At 68.9% G+C, this 18,295-nt stretch carries 20 protein-coding genes; 18 read left to right on the forward strand and 2 right to left on the reverse strand.

Annotated features, from left to right (window positions below):
- Window positions 1-108 precede the first annotated feature (108 nt).
- From PXH83_RS18425 to PXH83_RS18450, 6 genes are all read left to right on the forward strand, one after another.
- Complete coding sequence (locus PXH83_RS18425; protein WP_274561472.1) at window positions 109-1,611, forward strand: aldehyde dehydrogenase family protein; 1,503 nt, start codon at window positions 109-111, stop codon at window positions 1,609-1,611.
- A gap of 117 nt (window positions 1,612-1,728) precedes the next feature.
- Window positions 1,729-3,261 (forward strand): GMC family oxidoreductase, encoded by a 1,533-nt coding sequence (locus tag PXH83_RS18430; RefSeq protein WP_274561473.1) that lies wholly within the window; start codon window positions 1,729-1,731, stop codon window positions 3,259-3,261.
- On the forward strand, window positions 3,261-4,361 hold the full coding sequence (locus PXH83_RS18435; RefSeq protein WP_274561474.1) for a quaternary amine ABC transporter ATP-binding protein: 1,101 nt from the start codon (window positions 3,261-3,263) through the stop codon (window positions 4,359-4,361). Before PXH83_RS18430 ends, PXH83_RS18435 begins: the two co-directional genes overlap by 1 nt.
- A complete protein-coding gene (locus tag PXH83_RS18440) occupies window positions 4,358-6,370 on the forward strand; it encodes an ABC transporter permease subunit (protein ID WP_274561475.1) in 2,013 nt (670 codons plus the stop codon). Before PXH83_RS18435 ends, PXH83_RS18440 begins: the two co-directional genes overlap by 4 nt.
- 55 nt (window positions 6,371-6,425) lie before the next feature.
- A complete protein-coding gene (locus PXH83_RS18445) occupies window positions 6,426-7,394 on the forward strand; it encodes an ABC transporter substrate-binding protein (RefSeq protein ID WP_274561476.1) in 969 nt (322 codons plus the stop codon).
- A 109-nt stretch (window positions 7,395-7,503) separates the two neighbouring features.
- Window positions 7,504-7,968, forward strand: a complete 465-nt coding sequence (locus tag PXH83_RS18450) for a DUF3592 domain-containing protein (RefSeq protein ID WP_274561477.1) — start codon at window positions 7,504-7,506, stop codon at window positions 7,966-7,968.
- Window positions 7,969-8,104: 136 nt separating this feature from the next.
- Here the strand turns inward: PXH83_RS18450 and PXH83_RS18455 are convergent, their stop codons facing one another.
- Window positions 8,105-8,968: a DMT family transporter gene (locus tag PXH83_RS18455; protein WP_274562888.1), complete on the reverse strand. Its 864-nt coding sequence runs from the start codon at window positions 8,966-8,968 to the stop codon at window positions 8,105-8,107.
- 128 nt (window positions 8,969-9,096) lie between these two features.
- Between PXH83_RS18455 and PXH83_RS18460 the strand changes: the two genes are divergently transcribed.
- Both PXH83_RS18460 and PXH83_RS18465 read left to right on the forward strand, forming a co-directional pair.
- Entirely contained in the window at window positions 9,097-9,390 is a 294-nt protein-coding gene (locus tag PXH83_RS18460) for a hypothetical protein (RefSeq protein WP_274561478.1), read from the forward strand.
- Between the two features lie 23 nt (window positions 9,391-9,413).
- Window positions 9,414-10,610, forward strand: a complete 1,197-nt coding sequence (locus tag PXH83_RS18465; RefSeq protein ID WP_274561479.1) for a glutathionylspermidine synthase family protein — start codon at window positions 9,414-9,416, stop codon at window positions 10,608-10,610.
- A gap of 131 nt (window positions 10,611-10,741) precedes the next feature.
- On the opposite strand, the gene PXH83_RS18470 is transcribed toward PXH83_RS18465, so the two are convergent.
- Window positions 10,742-11,119 (reverse strand): ArsR/SmtB family transcription factor, encoded by a 378-nt coding sequence (locus tag PXH83_RS18470; RefSeq protein WP_274561480.1) that lies wholly within the window; start codon window positions 11,117-11,119, stop codon window positions 10,742-10,744.
- A 118-nt stretch (window positions 11,120-11,237) separates the two neighbouring features.
- On the opposite strand from PXH83_RS18470, the gene PXH83_RS18475 reads away from it, so the two are divergent.
- The 10 genes from PXH83_RS18475 to PXH83_RS18520 all read left to right on the forward strand — a co-directional run bounded on the left by PXH83_RS18475 (window position 11,238) and on the right by PXH83_RS18520 (window position 18,274).
- A complete protein-coding gene (locus tag PXH83_RS18475) occupies window positions 11,238-11,618 on the forward strand; it encodes a DMT family transporter (protein WP_274561481.1) in 381 nt (126 codons plus the stop codon).
- A gap of 34 nt (window positions 11,619-11,652) precedes the next feature.
- On the forward strand, window positions 11,653-12,348 hold the full coding sequence (locus tag PXH83_RS18480; protein WP_274562889.1) for a DsbA family oxidoreductase: 696 nt from the start codon (window positions 11,653-11,655) through the stop codon (window positions 12,346-12,348).
- A gap of 54 nt (window positions 12,349-12,402) precedes the next feature.
- Entirely contained in the window at window positions 12,403-12,723 is a 321-nt protein-coding gene (locus PXH83_RS18485) for a DMT family transporter (protein WP_274561482.1), read from the forward strand.
- Window positions 12,724-12,954: 231 nt separating this feature from the next.
- Window positions 12,955-14,478, forward strand: a complete 1,524-nt coding sequence (locus PXH83_RS18490) for an AMP-binding protein (protein ID WP_274561483.1) — start codon at window positions 12,955-12,957, stop codon at window positions 14,476-14,478.
- A complete protein-coding gene (locus tag PXH83_RS18495; RefSeq protein WP_274561484.1) occupies window positions 14,475-14,753 on the forward strand; it encodes an acyl carrier protein in 279 nt (92 codons plus the stop codon). The genes PXH83_RS18490 and PXH83_RS18495 overlap by 4 nt, the downstream gene beginning before the upstream one ends.
- Before the next feature lie 65 nt (window positions 14,754-14,818).
- The gene (locus tag PXH83_RS18500; RefSeq protein WP_274561485.1) at window positions 14,819-15,193 is read left to right on the forward strand and encodes an ectoine synthase; all 375 of its coding nucleotides are present in this window, start codon (window positions 14,819-14,821) and stop codon (window positions 15,191-15,193) included.
- Between the two features lie 137 nt (window positions 15,194-15,330).
- Complete coding sequence (locus PXH83_RS18505) at window positions 15,331-16,470, forward strand: acyl-CoA dehydrogenase family protein (protein WP_274561486.1); 1,140 nt, start codon at window positions 15,331-15,333, stop codon at window positions 16,468-16,470.
- A 74-nt stretch (window positions 16,471-16,544) separates the two neighbouring features.
- On the forward strand, window positions 16,545-17,240 hold the full coding sequence (locus tag PXH83_RS18510) for a transglutaminase-like domain-containing protein (RefSeq protein WP_274561487.1): 696 nt from the start codon (window positions 16,545-16,547) through the stop codon (window positions 17,238-17,240).
- 25 nt (window positions 17,241-17,265) lie between these two features.
- Window positions 17,266-18,075 (forward strand): maleate cis-trans isomerase family protein, encoded by an 810-nt coding sequence (locus PXH83_RS18515; RefSeq protein ID WP_274561488.1) that lies wholly within the window; start codon window positions 17,266-17,268, stop codon window positions 18,073-18,075.
- The gene (locus PXH83_RS18520) at window positions 18,056-18,274 is read left to right on the forward strand and encodes a DUF6253 family protein (RefSeq protein WP_274561489.1); all 219 of its coding nucleotides are present in this window, start codon (window positions 18,056-18,058) and stop codon (window positions 18,272-18,274) included. Before PXH83_RS18515 ends, PXH83_RS18520 begins: the two co-directional genes overlap by 20 nt.
- Window positions 18,275-18,295 lie beyond the last annotated feature (21 nt).

The following is an 18,295-nucleotide window of genomic DNA, read 5'->3' on the forward strand; positions in this document are numbered from 1 at the left end:
CACTTTCGGACACGTAATGCGCATGGTTCCTGTCCCCGGGGGGAGGGCTCCAGGTTGCTGGTCGCAAACCGGCGAGGAACATAACGGGAACGGAAGGCGAAACGCGACGTGTCGGCACAACAGACCATCCATGTGGGCGGGAAGTGGCAAGCAGCCGCTTCCGGCGCCACGCGCGAGATCATCGACCCCGCGGACGCCAAGCCCTTCGCCGTCGTCGCCGAGGGCGGTGCCGCGGACGTCGATGCCGCCGTGGCGGCTGCCCGTACGGCCTTCGACACCGGCGAGTGGCCCCGTACCCCGGTGGCCGAGCGGGCCGCGCTGCTGCGCCGCGTCGCCGAGCTCCTCCAGCGTGACCGCGAGGAGATCGCGCTCCTGGAGAGCCGCGACGCGGGGAAGACGCTGGAGGAGGGCCGGGTCGACGTCGACTGCGTGACCGACGCCTTCCGGTACTTCGCCGACCTCGTGATGAACGAGAGCGGCGGCCGCGTCGTCGACGCCGGTTCGCCGGACATCCACAGCGTCGTCGTGCATGAGCCCGTCGGCGTCTGTGCGCTCATCGCGCCATGGAACTATCCGCTGCTCCAAGCCAGCTGGAAGATTGCCCCGGCCCTCGCCGCGGGCAACACCTTTGTGCTCAAGCCCAGCGAGATCACCCCCCTGACGACCGTCGCGCTCGTCGAGCTCCTCGTCGAAGCGGGCCTTCCCGCCGGCGTCGCCAACCTCGTGACCGGCGCGGGCGACCCCGTCGGCGCGCGCATGTCCGAGCACCCCGACGTCGACCTCGTCTCGTTCACCGGCGGCCTCGCCAGCGGTACGAAGGTGATGCAGGCCGCGGCCGTGACCGTGAAGAAGGTCGCGCTGGAGCTTGGCGGCAAGAACCCCAACGTCGTCTTCGCCGATGCCTGCGCGACCGAAGAGGGCTTCGACACCGCCGTCGACCAGGCGCTCAACGCCGCCTTCATCCACAGCGGCCAGGTCTGCTCGGCCGGCTCCCGGCTGATCATCGAGGAGTCGGTGCGCGAGCGCTTCGTCGCCGAACTCGCCCGCAGGGCCGCGAAGATACGCCTCGGCCGCGGTACGGCCGACGGCGTGGAGTGCGGACCGCTCGTGTCCGCACAGCAGTTGGCGAAGACCGAGATGTACGTCGCCTCCGCGCTGGAGGAAGGCGCCGTACTGCGCGCCGGCGGCGCGCGGCCCGGGCCGTCCGACGTACGGCCCGAGGGCGGGTACTTCTACGAGCCGACCGTCCTCGACCTGTGCCACGGCGAGATGCGCGTCGTACGGGAAGAGGTCTTCGGGCCCGTCCTGACCGTGGAGACCTTCCACACCGAGGACGAGGCCGTTGCCCTCGCCAACGACACCGAGTACGGCCTGGCCGGCGGCGTATGGACGGCGGATGCCGGGCGTGCGCGGCGGGTCGCGGGGCGGCTGCGGCACGGCACGGTGTGGATCAACGACTTCCATCCCTACCTGCCGCAGGCGGAGTGGGGTGGGTTCGGCAAGTCGGGTGTCGGGCGTGAGCTCGGGCCGTCCGGACTGGCCGAGTACCGCGAGGCGAAGCACGTCTACCAGAACCTGAATCCGCGCCCCGTGCGCTGGTTCGCGGGCTGAGGGTTTCTTCCCCACCCCGTCCCCTCCCGTCCCTTCACGCAGTGAGATTTTGCGGCTGCCACCGCGCGAGGGGCTCCGCCCCGGACCAGTGGCCGCACGAAAGAGGAGCAGCAACCCATGCCCGTATACGACTACGTCGTCGTCGGGGGCGGCACCGCAGGATCGGTGATCGCGTCCCGTCTCACCGAGGACCCGTCGGTCCGTGTCGCCGTCATCGAGGGCGGCCCCACGGACATCGACCGGCCCGACGTCCTGACGCTGCGCCGCTGGATGGGCCTGCTCGGCGGTGACCTCGACTACGACTACCCCACGACCGAGCAGCCCCGCGGCAACTCCCACATCCGGCACAGCCGCGCCCGCGTCCTGGGCGGCTGCTCCTCGCACAACACCCTCATCGCCTTCCAGCCGCTGCCGTCCGACTGGGACGAGTGGGCGGCGGCCGGGGCCGAGGGGTGGGACGCCGCGGCCATGGGGCCGTACTTCCACAAGCTCCGCAACAACATCGTGCCGGTCGACGAGAAGGACCGGAACGCCATCGCCCGCGACTTCGTCGACGCGGCGCAGGACGCGCTCGGGGTGCCGCGCGTCGAGGGCTTCAACAAGAAGCCCTTCCACGAGGGCGTCGGCTTCTTCGACCTCGCGTACCACCCCGAGAACAACAAGCGCTCGTCCGCCTCGGTGGCGTATCTGCACCCGTTCCTCGACCGGCCGAACCTCCACATCATGCTGGAGACCTGGGCGTACAAGCTGGAGCTGGACGGCACCCGGGCGACCGGCGTGCAGGTCCGGACGAAGGACGGCACGGAGATCCTCGTCGAGGCGAGCCGTGAAGTGCTGGTGTGCGCGGGCGCGGTGGACACCCCGCGGCTGCTGATGCACTCCGGCATCGGCCCGAAGGCCGACCTCGAAGCGCTCGGCATTCCCGTCGTGCTCGACCTGCCCGGCGTCGGCGAGAACCTGCTCGACCACCCGGAGTCGGTCATCGTCTGGGAGACGGACGGGCCGATCCCCGAGAACTCGGCGATGGACTCCGACGCGGGTCTGTTCGTACGAAGGGACCCCGAGAGCCGGGGCCCCGACCTGATGTTCCACTTCTACCAAATCCCGTTCACCGACAACCCGGAACGGCTCGGGTACGAGCGCCCCGAGCACGGTGTGTCGATGACCCCGAACATCCCCAAGCCGCGCAGCCGCGGCCGTCTCTTCCTGACCAGCGCCGATCCGTCGGTCAAGCCCTCGCTGGACTTCCGTTACTTCACGGACGAGGACGACTACGACGGCCGCACGCTCGTCGACGGCATCCGCATCGCCCGCGAGATCGCCAAGGCCGAACCGCTGGCGAAGTGGCTGACGCGCGAGGTGTGCCCCGGTCCCGACGTCACCACCGACGAGGAGATCAGCGAGTACGCCCGCAAGGTCGCGCACACCGTTTACCACCCTGCGGGAACCTGCCGAATGGGCGCTTCCGACGATGAACTTGCCGTAGTGTCACCGGACTTGAAAATCCATGGCCTCGAAGGCATCCGTATCGCCGATGCATCCGTCTTCCCGACGATGCCAGCCGTGAACCCGATGATCGGGGTCCTGATGGTGGGGGAGAAGTGCGCCGAACTGCTTGCCGCAACCACTACACCGGGAGGTGATGCGTGATGACCGCCATTGAAAAAGCCACCGAAGCAACCACCGAAAAGACAACCGCCACCGAACCGGTCTTCTCCGTTCGTAATCTGTGGAAGGTCTTCGGACCGAAGGCCGGCCGGATACCGGCCGACAACGAGTGCGCCGAGCTGTCCGCCGAAGAGTTGCGGTCCCGCACCGGCTGCACCGCCGCCGTGCGTGACGTCTCCTTCGACGTGCACAAGGGTGAGGTCTTCGTCGTCATGGGGCTGTCGGGCTCCGGCAAGTCCACCCTCGTACGCTGCCTCACCCGCCTCATCGAGCCCACCTCCGGCGCCATCGCCATCGACGGCGAGGACGTGCTCTCCATGGACAAGTCGCGGCTGCGCGAACTGCGCCGGCACCGCGCCTCCATGGTCTTCCAGCACTTCGGCCTGCTGCCGCACCGCTCCGTCGTCGACAACGTCGCCTACGGCCTGGAAATCCAGGGCATGGGCAAGTCCGAGCGCCGCGCCAAGGCCGCCGAGGTCGTCGAGAAGGTCGGCCTCGCGGGCATGGAGGAGCGCCGCCCCGGTCAGCTCTCCGGCGGCCAGCAGCAGCGCGTCGGCCTCGCCCGCGCCCTCGCTGTCGACCCGGAAGTGCTGCTCTTCGACGAGCCGTTCAGCGCGCTCGACCCGCTGATCCGCCGCGACATGCAGGAAGAAGTCATCCGCCTGCACCGCGAAGAGGGCCGCACGATGGTCTTCATCACCCACGACCTCAACGAGGCGCTGCGGCTCGGCGACCGGATCGCGCTCATGCGCGACGGCCGGATCGTGCAGCTCGGCACGCCCGAGGAGATCGTCGGAGCGCCCGCCGACGACTACGTACGCGACTTCGTCCGCGACGTACCGCGCGAGCAGGTCATGACCGTACGCACGGCCATGCGCCCCGCCGACGCCGGCGAGGCCGAGACAGGCGCGTCCGTCGCCCCCGACGCCACTGTCTCCGACGCCATCGAGGCCGTCGCCCGCACCGGCGAGCCCGCCCGCGTCATGCAGGACGGCCGCTGCATCGGCATCGTGGACCACAAGGGGCTGCTCGCCGTCGTCGCGGGCATCGGGCCCTCGGACCCGAAGGCGGTCGCCGCATGACGGCGGCCGTCACCGCGCCCGTGAAGGACCGGGCAACGGCAGGCCAGAAGGGCCCGTTCGCGGGCCTTGTACGCCACCGGGTCGGCCGGAAGCTGCTGCCGCTCACCGTCGCCGCGTTCGTGCTCGTACCGCTCGGGGTCGTGCTGTGGGGCGGTGGCAGCTGGCCCGCCGACCTGACCGTGGACGTGTCCGGACCGCTCGACGACGCCAACGCGTGGGTCATCGACAACCGCGAGACCCACCCCCTCTTCCTCTACTTCCTCCTGCACCTCTCCAACACCGCCACCGACGCGGTCAACGCCGTCTACAACGGCCTCGACGCGCTCGGCTGGGTCGGCTTCGCCGTCATGGCGGTGCTCTTCGCCTGGCGCGCTGCCGGGCTCGACCGGCGCGGCGCGAAGACCGCGGGCATCGCGGTAGGCGTGTTCGCGGTGTGCGGGCTGCTGGGCATGTGGGACGCGACGCTGCTCACCATCGCCCTGATGGTGGTCGCGGTCGGGCTGGCCTCCGTGGTCGGCATCCTGCTCGGGCTCGCGGCGGGTCTTTCCGACCGCTTCAACCGGATGCTGCGCCCGGTGCTCGACACCATGCAGGTCATGCCGGCCTTCGCGTATCTGCTGCCGTTCGTGCTGGTCTTCGGCACGGGTACGCCCGCGGCCCTCTTCTGCACCGTCATTTACGCCGCCCCGCCGATGGCCCGCCTCACGGCGCTCGGTCTGCGCGGCGCGGACGCCGGTGTGCTGGAGGCCTCGGCCTCGCTGGGCGCCAGCGGCCGACAGCGGCTGTGGACGGCGCGGCTGCCGCTCGCCCGCAAGGAAATGCTGCTCGGGCTCAACCAGACGATCATGATGGCGCTCTCGATGGTCGTCATCGCGGCCCTCGTCGGCGCCGGCGGTCTCGGCGAAGAGGTCTACTCGGCGCTTTCCACGGTCGACGTCGGCAAGGCGCTCGCGGCCGGCATCCCGATCGTGCTGATCGCGGTCTGGCTGGACCGTACGACCGCTGCTGCGGGCGAGCGCATCGGCACGTCCGTGCCGGGCGAAGGCCTCTCCCTGCTGCACGGCTGGCGCGCGTGGGCCCTGGTCGGCGCCGTCACCGCGGCCGCCGCCGTCGCCGGGCGCGTGCTCACTTCGCAGACCTGGCCGGAGAGCTGGACGTACAACATCTCCACGCCCGTCAACAAGGCGCAGGACTGGATCACCGAGCACCTCTCCTCCGGTGTCCCCGTTCTCGGTGGCACCGAAGTCTGGTCGGAGACCTTCACGCTGTGGGTGCTCAACCCGCTGCGCGACGGCCTGTTCTGGCTGCCCTGGTGGTCCCTGCTGCTGCTCGTCGCGGCGCTGGCCTGGCTGGTCGGCACGTGGGCGACCGCGCTCACGTCGACGTTCGCGATGGGCCTCATCGGCGTACTCGGCGTATGGACGAAGTCCCTCGACACGCTGTCCCAGGTGATCGCGGCGCTCGTCGTCACCCTGGCGCTCGGCTTCGCGCTGGGTGTCGCGGCGGCGCGGGCGGGCCGGTTCGAACGGTGGATGCGGCCGGCGCTGGACGCGATGCAGACCATGCCGCAGTTCGTCTATCTGATCCCGGTGGTCGCCCTGTTCGGCGTCACGCGCGCGTCCGCGATCATCGCGGCCGTCGTGTACGCGCTGCCCGCGGTCGTACGCATCACCACCCAGGGCATCCGCGAGGTCGACCCGGCGGCGCTCGAAGCCTCGCGCTCCATGGGCGCCGGCTCCCGGCAGCAGCTCCTCCAGGTGCAGCTGCCACTGGCCCGTCCGGCGCTTCAGCTCGCCGTCAACCAGGGCGTGGTCCTGGTGCTGGCCGTGGTCGTCGTCGGCGGCCTCGTCGGCGGTGGCGCGCTCGGCTACGACGTGGTCAAGGGCCTCTCGCGCGGCGAGATGGGCATCGGCATGACGGCCGGCGCCGCGATCGTCTGCCTCGGCCTCGTCCTCGACCGCCTGACTCAGCCCGGCGCGGGCCGCTCCCGCGGCCGTAACGACAGCTGACCACCTCCCCCTGCCTGACTCCCCGCCAAAGAAAAGAGACACCCTCACCATGCGCATGAATACGCGAAATACGCGAGTACTCCGCACAGCGACCGCTTCCGCCGCCGCCCTCGGCCTGCTCGCCCTCAGCGGGTGCGGCGCCGCCGAGACCGGCAAGAGCGACGAGGCCGGCGGCAAGAAGGTCGTGAAGCTGACCGTCCCGTCGTGGGTCGGCGCCCAGGCCAACACGGCCGTGGCCTCGTACCTCCTGGAGAAGGAGCTCGGCTACACCGTCAAGACCCAGCAGATGGGCGAGGTCCTCGCGTGGGATGCCCTGTCGAAGGGCGACATCGACGGGATCATGGAGGACTGGGGCCACCCCAAGGAGGAGAAGCAGTACGTCGACACCAAGAAGACCGTCGTCAAGGGCGGCGACCTCGGTGTCACCGGGCACATCGGCTGGTACGTGCCGAAGTACTACGCCGACAAGCACCCGGACGTCACGGACTGGAAGAACCTCAACAAGTACGCCAAGGACTTCAAGACCGCGGAGAGCGGTGACAAGGGCGAGATCCTCGAAGGCTCGCCCGACTACGTCACCAACGACGACGCGATCATCAAGAACCTGAAGCTGAACCTCAAGACCAACTACTCGGGCTCCGAGGCCAGCCAGATCACGGCCATGAAGAAGTACGCCAAGGCGGAGAAGCCGTTCCTGACGTACTGGTGGACGCCGCAGTGGCTGAACGCCGAGATCGACATGGTCGAGGTCAAGCTGCCGGCGTACAAGGACGGCTGCGCGGACGACCCGAAGAAGGTCGCCTGCGCCTACCCGAACACGCCGCTCCAGAAGTTCTTCAACGCGGACTTCGCGAAGAAGGGCGGCAAGGCGGCGGAGTTCCTGAAGAACTTCAAGTGGACGACCGAGCAGCAGAACGAGGTCGCCCTGATGATCGCGGACGAGAAGCTCTCGCCCGAGGCCGCGGCCGAGAAGTGGGTCAAGGCGAACGAGTCGACGTGGAAGGCCTGGATGCCGAAGAAGTAGCTTTCGGTGCTCGGGTGACGAGGGGCCTGTTTCTGGTAAACAGGCCCTTCGTCATGCGACGACGTACAAGACGGCGTACAAGACGCTGTGCAACACGGGGGGACCACCGATGGACTTCATGTTCTATGCCATACCCGCGCTGATCGCGGCGCTGGCGCTCTTCATGGCGGGCAAGACCGTCGTCTCGCTGCTGCGGCTGAAAGCGGCCTGGCGCAGCGGGCTCACCGCGGAGGGGCGCTGCGTCCGTACGTACACGACGACGAGCCGGGGCGGCGACGACAACCGCATCCGCACGACGATGCATCACGTGTACGAGTTCACTGTCCCCGGCGGAGACGGCCGCCCCGTCCGCTTCGAGGAGACGGACGGTCCGGGCACGGTCATCGAGGGCGACATCGTCCCCGTCCACTACCCGGCCGACCGCCCGGAGCGGGCCACGGCGCTGTCGCCGGAGCGCGCGACGCGGGCCACGGTGAGTGCGGTGTTCGTGGTGGGGTTCTGCGGGGTGGTGACGGCGGGCTGCGTCTTCTTCGCGCTGACGTACGCGACGTACGCGACGGTCTTCGACTTCTGAGCAGATTCTGAGCAGAAAAAGAGGCCCCGGCCGGACGGGGGGACCGACCGGGGCCGTACATGGGGTGAGTGCGGATGGCGGCGCCACACTCACGTAAAGATGAACGATAAACCAGTCTCCCTGGTTCCCGCACATCTCAGTCCTTTGCGGAAGGATTGGTGGCCTGTTCCGTGGCGGGGGCGACCGGGGCCTCCCCGAACCGTGCCAGGGCCAGTGCGCCCGCCACCGCCACCGCGAAGCCGCTGATCGCCAGCCATGCCAGGTCCTCGCGCGTACGGTCGCCGAGCCAGACGACGCCCACCAGGGCGGGGCCGATCGTCTCGCCGATCACCATGCCCGCCGTCGCCGTGGTCACAGAGCCGCGGTGAAGCGCCGAGGTGAACAACAGGAACGCCGTGCCGCCGCCGAGCAGCAGTGCGTACAGCGCCGGATTGGCGAAGACCGCCGACGGCGCCGGGTCTTCGTTGATCAGCCGCACAGAGACCGACACCACCCCGAAGCCCGTGCCCGCGCCGAAGCCGAGGACCAGGGAGCGGGCCGGGTCGCGGAGGCGGCCCGCCAGCGCACCCGCGACCAGCAGCCCGCACGCGACGCCGAGCAGGGCGTACGGCAGGGCTGACGGGGTGTGGATGTCGCCCTCCGCGCCCGAGGAGAAGCCGAGCGCCGCCAGGCCCGCGCAGACGACGGCCACCGCACTCCACTCGATGCGGCTGAGCGGCACTTTCAGGACGCGGGCGGCGATCACCGCCGTAACGGCGAGGCTGCCGGCCTGGGCCGCCTCGACGGCGTAGATCGGGACGGTAATCAGGGCGACGAGCTGGAGTACGAAGCCGAAGAAATCGAGGGTGAGACCGGCGACGTAACGCCACTGGCGCAGCGCGCGCATCAGCAGAAGGAGGTCGACGCCGCTGCCGGTGCCCGGCTGCACGGCGCGGGCCGCGGTGGCCTGGAGCACGGAGCCCGTACCGATGCAGACCGCCGAAGAGAGCGCGCAGATCATCCCAAGGATCACAAAAGCGACTTTAGATGGGGAGGGATCGTGCACCGGGTTCCGGCGGCGGAAGCGGGCCCTCTAGTCTGTCGGACGGTCTGGAGAGTGTGTTCGAACGACGGGGTAGGGGCCAGCACATGGCGGTAACACGGCGCAAGATGAGGTCCGGCACGGTGCTGCTCGGCGGCATGGGGGTGCTCGCCGCGACGCTCACGGCGTGCGGCTCGGAGCCCGACGAGCGGTGCGTGGACGCGATCACCCAGGAAGTGCTGCCGGACTACGAGTGCGACGGCGACAGCAGTAGTGGCAGCAGCAGCGGCCGGTACTACTACGGCGGCAGCGTCAGCAACGGCAAGGTCTCGGGCGGCAGCTTCGACAAGTCCGCGGTCGACACCGGCGGCTTCGGGTCTTCGGGCTCCAGCGGCGGCTGACGGATCGCAGGCGGCACGTACTGATGAAGCGTCACACGATCGAACCGCGCCCCGGCTGGCAGCAGACCGTCGAGGAGCAGGGCCTGATCTACCCGCTGACCCGCTATCCCGACGGCTCTCTGCGCCCGTACTGGGACGAGAGCGCGTACTACGAGTTCTCGCTGCCCGAGGTCGAGGCGATGGAGGACGTCGTCGAGGAACTGCACGCCATGTGCCTGGCCGCGGCCGCGCACATCGTCGAGCACGACCGCTTCGCCGACCTCGGCATCACCGACCGCCGGCTGGTCTCGCGGATCGCCACGTCCTGGCGCCGGCGTGCCGAACTCCCCTCCATCTACGGCCGGTTCGATCTGCGGTACGACGGCACCGGCCCGGCCAAGATGCTGGAGTACAACGCCGATACGCCCACCTCGCTGGTGGAGGCGGCCAGCCCGCAGTGGTTCTGGATGGAGGAGCGCTTTCCCGGCGCCGACCAGTGGAACTCGCTGCACGAGCGGCTCGTCGACGCCTGGAAGCGGCAGGCGCCGCTGCTGCCGCCCGGGCCTGTGCACTTCGTCCACTCGGAGGGCGACGAGCTGGGCGAGGACCTGATGACGGTGGCGTATCTGCGCGAGACCGCGCAGCAGGCCGGGCTCGCCACGGAGGCGCTGTCGGTCGAACAGATCGGCTGGGACCGGCTTTCGGGCCGCTTCGTCGACACCAAACTGCGCTTCATCCGCAGCTGCTTCAAGCTCTACCCGTGGGAGTGGCTGGCGACCGACCGCTTCGGGCCGCACGTCCTCAATACGCTCGACAACGGTGGCGGTACGGGCACTACGTGCTGGATCGAGCCGGCCTGGAAGATGCTGCTCTCCAACAAGGCGCTGCTCGCGATCCTCTGGGAGCTCTACCCCGGCCACCCGAACCTGCTGGCCGCGTACGTGGACGGGCCGCGCGAGCTGGCGGAGGCTGACGGTCCCGGGTACGTCGCGAAGCCGCTGCTCGGGCGTGAGGGGGCGGGGGTCACGATTCACGAGCCCGGCTCGGCTCCTCCGGCTCGCGTCGTCGGCGAACCCCCGGTCTGCTACCAGGAGTTGGCGCCGCTGCCGGACTTCGACGGGAACCGGGTGGTGCTCGGTGCGTGGGTCGTGGAGAACGAGGCGGCGGGGCTCGGCATCCGGGAGTCGTCGGGCCTGGTGACGGACGAGTACGCGCGCTTCTTGCCACACGTGATTCTTTAGGGCGTGTCCGGCGGATCACGCCTGGGCCGCGCTGAGATGGCGCCGCACCCTGAAGCCGGCCTGATCCGCCGGACACGCCCTAGGCGGCCGCGGGGCGGTGCGGGCACCGCCCCGCACCGCCGCAGGTCCCGCTACGCACCGCGCCCCGGCGGATTCCGTCCCGCACCCGCCGCCGCCCCCACAACCGCCCCCAGCAGCCCAGGAAACCGCGCCTCCAGATCCGCCCGCCGCAGCGTGTTCATCTTCGCCGCCCCCCGGTACCGCTGGCGTATCACGCCCGCCACCCGCAGCACCCTGAAGTGATGCGTCGACGTCGACTTGCTCACCCCCAGCTCCGCCGCTGCCGCTGAGCAACTGACCAGGCCCCCCTCGTCGAGCGCCGCGAGCACGCAGACGACCTGCAGCCGTGCCGGATCGGCCAGAGCCTGAAGCACGCTCTCCAGCCGTATCTCCTCCCGCGCCGGGTGCACCAGCTCGCGGCCGGCGCCCCCAACTCCCGTGTTCTGCACGGTGATTCCCCCTCTTTCTGACGTCTTCACTCTTCCGGGTTGACGCACTCTCCTTCGCGAGGCAATATTGCGTGCACAAGCAACGCTTGCGCAAGCAATGAATATGGAGGAGCTCGACATGGCCTGGATCTACTTGCTCATCGCCTCGGTCTTCGAGGTGATCTTCGCCCTCGGCACCAACGCCACCGAAGGCTTCACCAAGCTCGGACCGTCCCTGCTCACCGCCGTAGCCGCCGGCTTCGGCATCTTCTTCCTCAGCCTCGCGCTGAAGACGCTGGACGTCGGCGTCGGCTACGCGATCTGGACCGGCATCGGCTCCGTCGGCACCGTCCTCCTCGGCACCGTGATCTTCGACGAGTCGCTGAATCTCGGCAAGGTCGTCTGCTTCGTCGCCATCCTCGGCGGAATCATCGGCCTCAAGCTGGTCGACCGCAGCTCCGCCGATGCCGAAGCGACAATCCCCGCAGCGACGGCGACGGTCCCCGAGCCGGTCCGCTGACGCGGCCCGCCACGACGACCGACGGGTGACCGACATGCCTCTGAAGATCGAGATCTGGTCCGACTACGTCTGCCCGTTCTGCCTTCTCGCCAAGAAGGTCCTGGATCAGGCGACCGAGGGCAAGGACGTGGAGATCACCTGGCATCCGTACGAGCTGCGGCCGGAACCGACGCCGACCCTGCTGGTCGAGGGCGACTACCTCCAGACCATCTGGAAGAGCGTGGTCTATCCGATGGCGGCCCGCATGGAATCGCCGATCGTCCTGCCGGACGTGTCACCGCAGCCGTACAGCCGGCTTGCCTTCGAGGGCTACCAGTTCGCGCTGGAGCACGGCAAGGGAACCGAGTACAACGAACGACTCCTGACGGCCTTCTTCCTGGAGGAGCGCGACATCGGCGATGTCGAGGTCCTCACCGAACTGGCCGCCGGACTGGGCCTGGACGCAGAGCAGTACCGCACCGCCCTGCAGACCGGCCGCTACTACGAGACACACCAGCGGATCCAGCGCCACGCACACGAGGACCTCGGGATCAAGACCGTCCCCACCATCTTCGTCGGGGAGGGCCGCACCAAGGTCGAGGGCATGCCCCAACGTGCGTTCCTCACCAAGGTCGTCGACGAGGTACTCGCGGCAGAACAGCTCGCAGCAGAACAGCTCGCAGCAGAACAGCCTGCGACAGAACAGCCTGCGGCAGAACGCCCCGCAGCAGTACCGCTCCCCGTGGCCTGAAGGCCCGCCGCGCCGCACCCCCCAAGAACCCACATCACCAAGGAGAACCACGTCATGGCCTGGATCTGGCTGCTCATCGCCTCCGTCTTCGAGGTCGCCTTCGCCCTCGGCACCAACGCCACCAAGGGCTTCACCCGCCTGTGGCCCTCGGTCTTCACTTTGCTGGCCGCCGCCGGCGGCATCTTCACCCTGAGTCTCTCGCTCAGGACGCTGGACGTCGGCGTCGGCTACGCGATCTGGACCGGCATCGGCTCGGTCGGCACCGTCCTCCTCGGCTCGGTGATCTTCAAGGAGAAGATCACCAAGGAGAAGGTCCTGTGCTTCGTGTCGATCGTCGGCGGCATCATCGGCCTCAAGCTGGCGTCGGGCATCTGAAACGGCCGGCCCCGGCCGGTGCTCCGGCTGGTGCTCCTCCGCGAGCAGAGCCTCCCGGCCGGGAGCGTCACCGCGCGCCCCACTGCGCCCCCACCACGCTCCCGCCACTCCGGCGCCCCGTGCCCGCACCGCGGCGCCGACACCCAAGACGGAACCCCGGCCGCCAGTACCGATCCCCCGCCCGGCGGCCGGGGTTCCCACCCCCTCTGCGAAAGCGATTGCGAGGAGACCATGCCTTCCCAGGGATTCCTGGACCACCTCACCGACCAGGCGGCACTGCGACCGCACGGGACCGCCCTCGTCTTCCGCGAGGAGCGTGTCAGCTACCGGGACCTGCTGGGTACGGCCCAGGACCTGCGTACGCAGCTGGCGGACCTCGGCCTCCGGGCCGGGCGGCCGCTCGCCGTCTCCGCCAAGAAGTCACCCGGCGCGATCGCCCTGGTCATCGCCCTTCTGATGGAGCAGCGGCAGATCCTGCTGCCCTCGCCGGAGCTGGGCGAGGACGTCTTGCAGACCCTCGGGCGGCAGGCCTCCTGCTCCCACATCCTGACGGTTTCGTACGACGCCGACGGCGGCGGCCGTGCCACGGTCGAAGCACGGGAGGTGACAGGGCCCCCGGGCGCCGAAGGTTTCGTACTGCCGCCGGCCGCCCAGGCATCGCTGTTCCTCACCACCTCGGGCTCGACCGGCACCCCGAAGATCGTCCCGCTGCTCGGTACGGCCGTGGACAACTTCCTCGACTGGGGCGCCGGACAGTTCGCCGTGGCGGCGGGCAGCGCGGTCCTCAGTTACGCCCCCCTGAACTTCGACCTGTCGCTGCTGGACATCTGGTCCACGCTCGCGGCCGGCGGCAAGGTCGTCCTCGTCGACCAGGACCGGGCCACCGATCCGGCGTATCTGCTCGGCCTCTTCGAGCAGGAGGGGCCCGAACTCGTCCAGGCCGTACCGATGTTCTTCCGCCTGCTGGCGGAGGCGGCCGAGGCTGCGCAGGTTGGCGGTCTGGTCTTCAAGCAGGCGCGGCATGTCGTCTTCACCGGCGACGCGATGCCGTACGCCCTGCTGACCCGGCTCGCGGCGCTCTTCCCCGCCGCCCGCTTCCACAACCTCTTCGGCTGCACGGAGACCAACGACAGTCTGATCCACACGGTCGACGTCGCACGGCTCTCCCCCGACGAGGAGATCCCGATCGGCCGCCCGCTCCCCGGTGTCGACGCCCTGCTGCTCGACGAGGACGGACGGATCATCCCCGGCGAGGGCACCGGCGAACTGCTGGTCGCCACGCCGTTCCAGACTTCCGGGTACCTCGAAACCGCCCGCAATGAGGGCGTCTTCGTGCCGCACCCGGACGGCGCCCACCTCGGCGCCTATTACCGCACCGGCGACATGGTCGCCCGCCGCCAGGACGGTACGTACGTCCTGGAGGGCCGTAACGACTTCCACGTGAAGGTCCGCGGCGTGCGGACCAACATGCAGGAGGTCGAGCAGGTCATCCTCCAGCACCCGGACGTCCGGGAGGCGGCCGTGGTCGCCCTCCCCGACGAGCTGGCCGGCGTGAAACTGCACGCCCTGGTGCAGCGCCGGGAGGGTTCCAAGCTCGGTGGCCTGTCGCTGCGCACCCACTGTGCCGCGGCGCTCCCGCGCCCGGCCATCCCCGGATCGATCGTCGTCGGCGACGTACCGCTGCCGCGCACGCCGACCGGGAAGCCCGACCGCAATCTCATCAAGAAGAACCAGATCGAGAGGAACGCAGCATGAGCAGCAGAAGCACCAGCACCACGACTGACCGGATAACCGAGTTCGTCACCAGCCAGTTCCTGCCGGACGTCGACGCCTCCGAACTGGCCGCGGACTACGACCTGGTGGACAACGGCGTGATCGACAGCCTGGGCCTGATACGGGTCATCTCCTGGGTCTCGGAGACCTTCGAGCTTCCCCTGGACGACATCCCGATCGCCGCCGAGAACTTCCGCTCCGTCGAGGCCATCGACCGCTTCGTCACCGAGGCGAAGGCCCCCGCCGCGGCTCTCTGAGCCGTCCCGCACCCCGCTTTTTCCGAATCACCCATCGACAGAGATCCGTTGAGGAGAGAACAGAAATGATCATTCGCGGTCTGACAGACGTCAAGCACGTGGAGTGGGGCAACGGCCTGAGCCGGCGCTTCCTGACCGAGGCCGACGGTATGGGGTACTCCCTCACGGACACCGTCGTCTTCAAGGGCACCGTCTCCAAGCTCCAGTACCAGCAGCACCTGGAGGCCTGTTACTGCATCTCCGGCAGCGGTGCGGTGGAGACGGTCTCGGGCGAGCGCATCGAGATATCGGAGGGAATGATGTACGCCCTCGACGAGCACGACGCGCATCTGCTGATCGCCTCGGAGAACGAGGACTTCCGCCTCGTGTGCGCCTTCGCCCCCGCCCTGCGCGGCGACGAGGTCCACTCGCTCAGCGCGGACGGCTACTCACGCTACTGAGCCGGTTCTTGTCCACACCGTTTCACCCCCTTCACCGCTTCACCCCTTCCCCCGAACTGCGTCGGCCCGCTCGACGGCGGGCGGGCCGGCGCTCCCCCTTTTGAACCTCTTCGACCCCTCATCTCCTAAGGACCGAAATGATCACGTGGACGGCTGAGCAGCAGGAGTTCCGGGACCTGATGGCCCCCTTGGCGGACGAGCTGAACGAGGGGCACATCGAGTGGGACGAGAAGGAGGAGTTCCCGTACGACAAGTGGAAGACGGTCCAGCGCTCCGGCCTGCTGGCCGTGCCCTTCCGCGAGGAGTGGGGCGGCCGCGGCCAGTCGCTGCCGACCACGATGTACGCACTGGAGGGGCTCGGCTACCACTCGCGTGACGCCGGGCTCAACTTTTCCGCCTCCACCCAGATCGTCTCCACCGGCATCCCGCTCCAGCGCTTCGGCTCCAAGGCGCTCAAGGATCGCTATCTGCCGCGGATCCTGGACGGCAGCCTGATCGGCGCACATGCGATCACCGAGCCGGACCACGGTTCGGATGCGACGAACATCCGGTCGGTCGCGGTCAAGGACGGCGACGACTACGTCATCAACGGCTCCAAGATGTTCATTTCCAACGCCACGATCGCCGACGTCTTTCTGCTGTACGTACGTACCGGCGAGCCCGGCAGTCCGCTGGGGATCAGCGTCTTCCTCGTGGAGCGCGACACCCCCGGCCTGAGCGTCGGGCCGAACATCAAGAAGATGGGCCTGCACAGCTCGCCGCTCGCCGAGGTGTTCTTCGACAACCTGCGGGTGCCTGCCTCGAACATGCTCGGCTCCGAAGGTGCCGGATTCCTCATCCTGGACTACGTGATGAAGCGGGAGATCCTCTTCTCCTTCTCCATCAACCTCGGCGAGATGCAGCACCGGCTGGAGCGCGTCGTCGCGTATGCCAGGAGCCGCGAGCAGTTCGGTCAGCCCATCGGCAAGTTCCAGGGCGTCTCGCACAAGATCGCCGACATGAAGATCGCGGTCGAGACCGCCCGCAAGTGGCTCTACGACACGGCCGAAAAGGTCGTCGCCAACAAGGACAGCACGATCGATGTCGCCGCCACCAAGATCACGGTGAGCGAGGCGAACAAGGCCACGGCCCTCACCGCCCTCCAGATATTCGGCGGCTACGGCTACCTCACCGAGCACGGCATCGAGAAGGACGTGCGCAACGCGCTCGCCGGAACCATCTACTCCGGTACGTCCGAGATCCAGCGCAACCGCATCGCGTCAATGCTCGGCCTCTGACCCTCGGCGCCCTTGCACGACGCACCACCGCATTGCTTCCCGCACCCGTACGAGAGTCCCCGGAGGGACGTGCCATGACCATCGTCACCGAGCAGAGCCCCGACACCTTCGAGTACCTGCTGCGGCCCACCTACTTCCTCGACCACGACACCCCGGAGATCCAGGAGTTCGTGGACCGCTGGGTCACCGACCGCGACGCCCCGGCCGCCCAGAAGGCCGTAGAGCTGTACTACGCGGTCCGCGACAACGTCTTCTACGAGGTGTACGACGCCGACCTGTCCCGCGAGGGACTGCGGGCCAGCTCCATAGCCATTGGCGGGCAGGGCTTCTGTCTGCACAAGTCGATCCTGTACGCGGCCGCCGTCCGCGCGGTGGGCATACCCAGCCGCCTCGTCTACGGCGACGTACGCAACCACCTGGCCTCCGACCGCCTCAAGCAGCACATCGGCGGAGACGTCTTCTTCCACGGCCTGACCTCGGTCTTCCTCGACGGCCGCTGGATGAAGGCCACCCCGGTCTTCAACAAACTCCTGTGCCGGCTGTACGGGATGACCCCGCTGGAGTTCGACGGCACCGGCGACAGCCTCTACCACCCGTTCGACGGGGACGAGGGCGACTCCTCGCAGGCCATGCAGTTCCTGCGCATGCACGGCGAGTTCGACGACCTGCCCTACGACTACGTCATGACGAACATGCGGTCCAAGCACCCGAAGTTCGTGCACGGCGACGGCACGGTGGCGGGCGGCTCGCTGGCCGCCGAGGCGTCCTGAGCCCCTACTTCCTCCTGGAGAACCGATGAGCAACGTCACCACCCCCACTGACGGCTGGCGGGCCCGTGCCCGGGTCGGCGTCGTCGTCCCGCACGCGGACGTCGGCCCCGAGTCCGAGCTCCAGGCGATGGCCCCCGAGGACGTCTTCATCCACGGCTCGCGCCTGCACTTCGGGGCGATGCGCCCCGGCGGCGAGATGGACCCGAAGATCCCGCATTCGCCCGTGTACGCGTTCATCGAGCCGCCGCACGTGGACATCGCCACCGAACTGCTGGCCGCCTCGCCCATCGACTCGATCGCCATGGGCTTCACCAGCTCGTCGTACGTCGTCGGGGTGGCCGGTGAGAAGGCGCTGTACGAGCGGCTGGCCGAGCGCACCCGCGGCATCCCGATCACCGGCACCACCACGGCGGCCGTCGCCGCGATGCGCGCACTGGGCGCGGAGCGCCTGGCGCTGGTCAACCCGCCGTGGTTCGACGACGAGCTGTCCGGGCTGGGCGCCACGTACTTCACCGACCAGGGGCTGCACGTCGTGCACCACGGGCCGTGCGGACTGCCGAGCAACCAGAAGGAGATCACCCCCGAGGCGCTCTCCGCCTGGATACGCACCGAGGTGGCGTCGTACAAGCCGGACGCCGTACTCGTCGCGGGCAACGGGATCCGCGCGGTCGGTGTCATCAAGGGCCTGGAGGAGGAGCTCGGCTTCTCCGTCCTGACGGCCAACCAGGTGCTCTTCTGGCACGCGCTCCATCTGGCCGGCGCCGCGGACGTGGCCAGAGAAATCACCTCGTACGGGCGACTCTTCGGGAGCACTGATGGCCCTCTTGCCGGCTGACGGTTTCGTCGCGCAGTTCATGACCCAGGACGGCGACCGTTACACCGAGCCGCTGATCTGCTGGCGGGAGGACGACACGTGCGTCTACGGCATGGTGCTGCACAAAGGATCCCTGCGCAGGGCCGAGGCCCTGAACGGCTTCCTGAACTACCGCACGGCGGAAGAACAGGCGGAGCGCCGCCTCCACGCCGTGGGCTGACAGCAGCCCGTACGGGGCGGT

The sequence above is a fragment of the Streptomyces spiramyceticus genome, assembly GCF_028807635.1.
GTDB lineage: Bacteria > Actinomycetota > Actinomycetes > Streptomycetales > Streptomycetaceae > Streptomyces > Streptomyces spiramyceticus.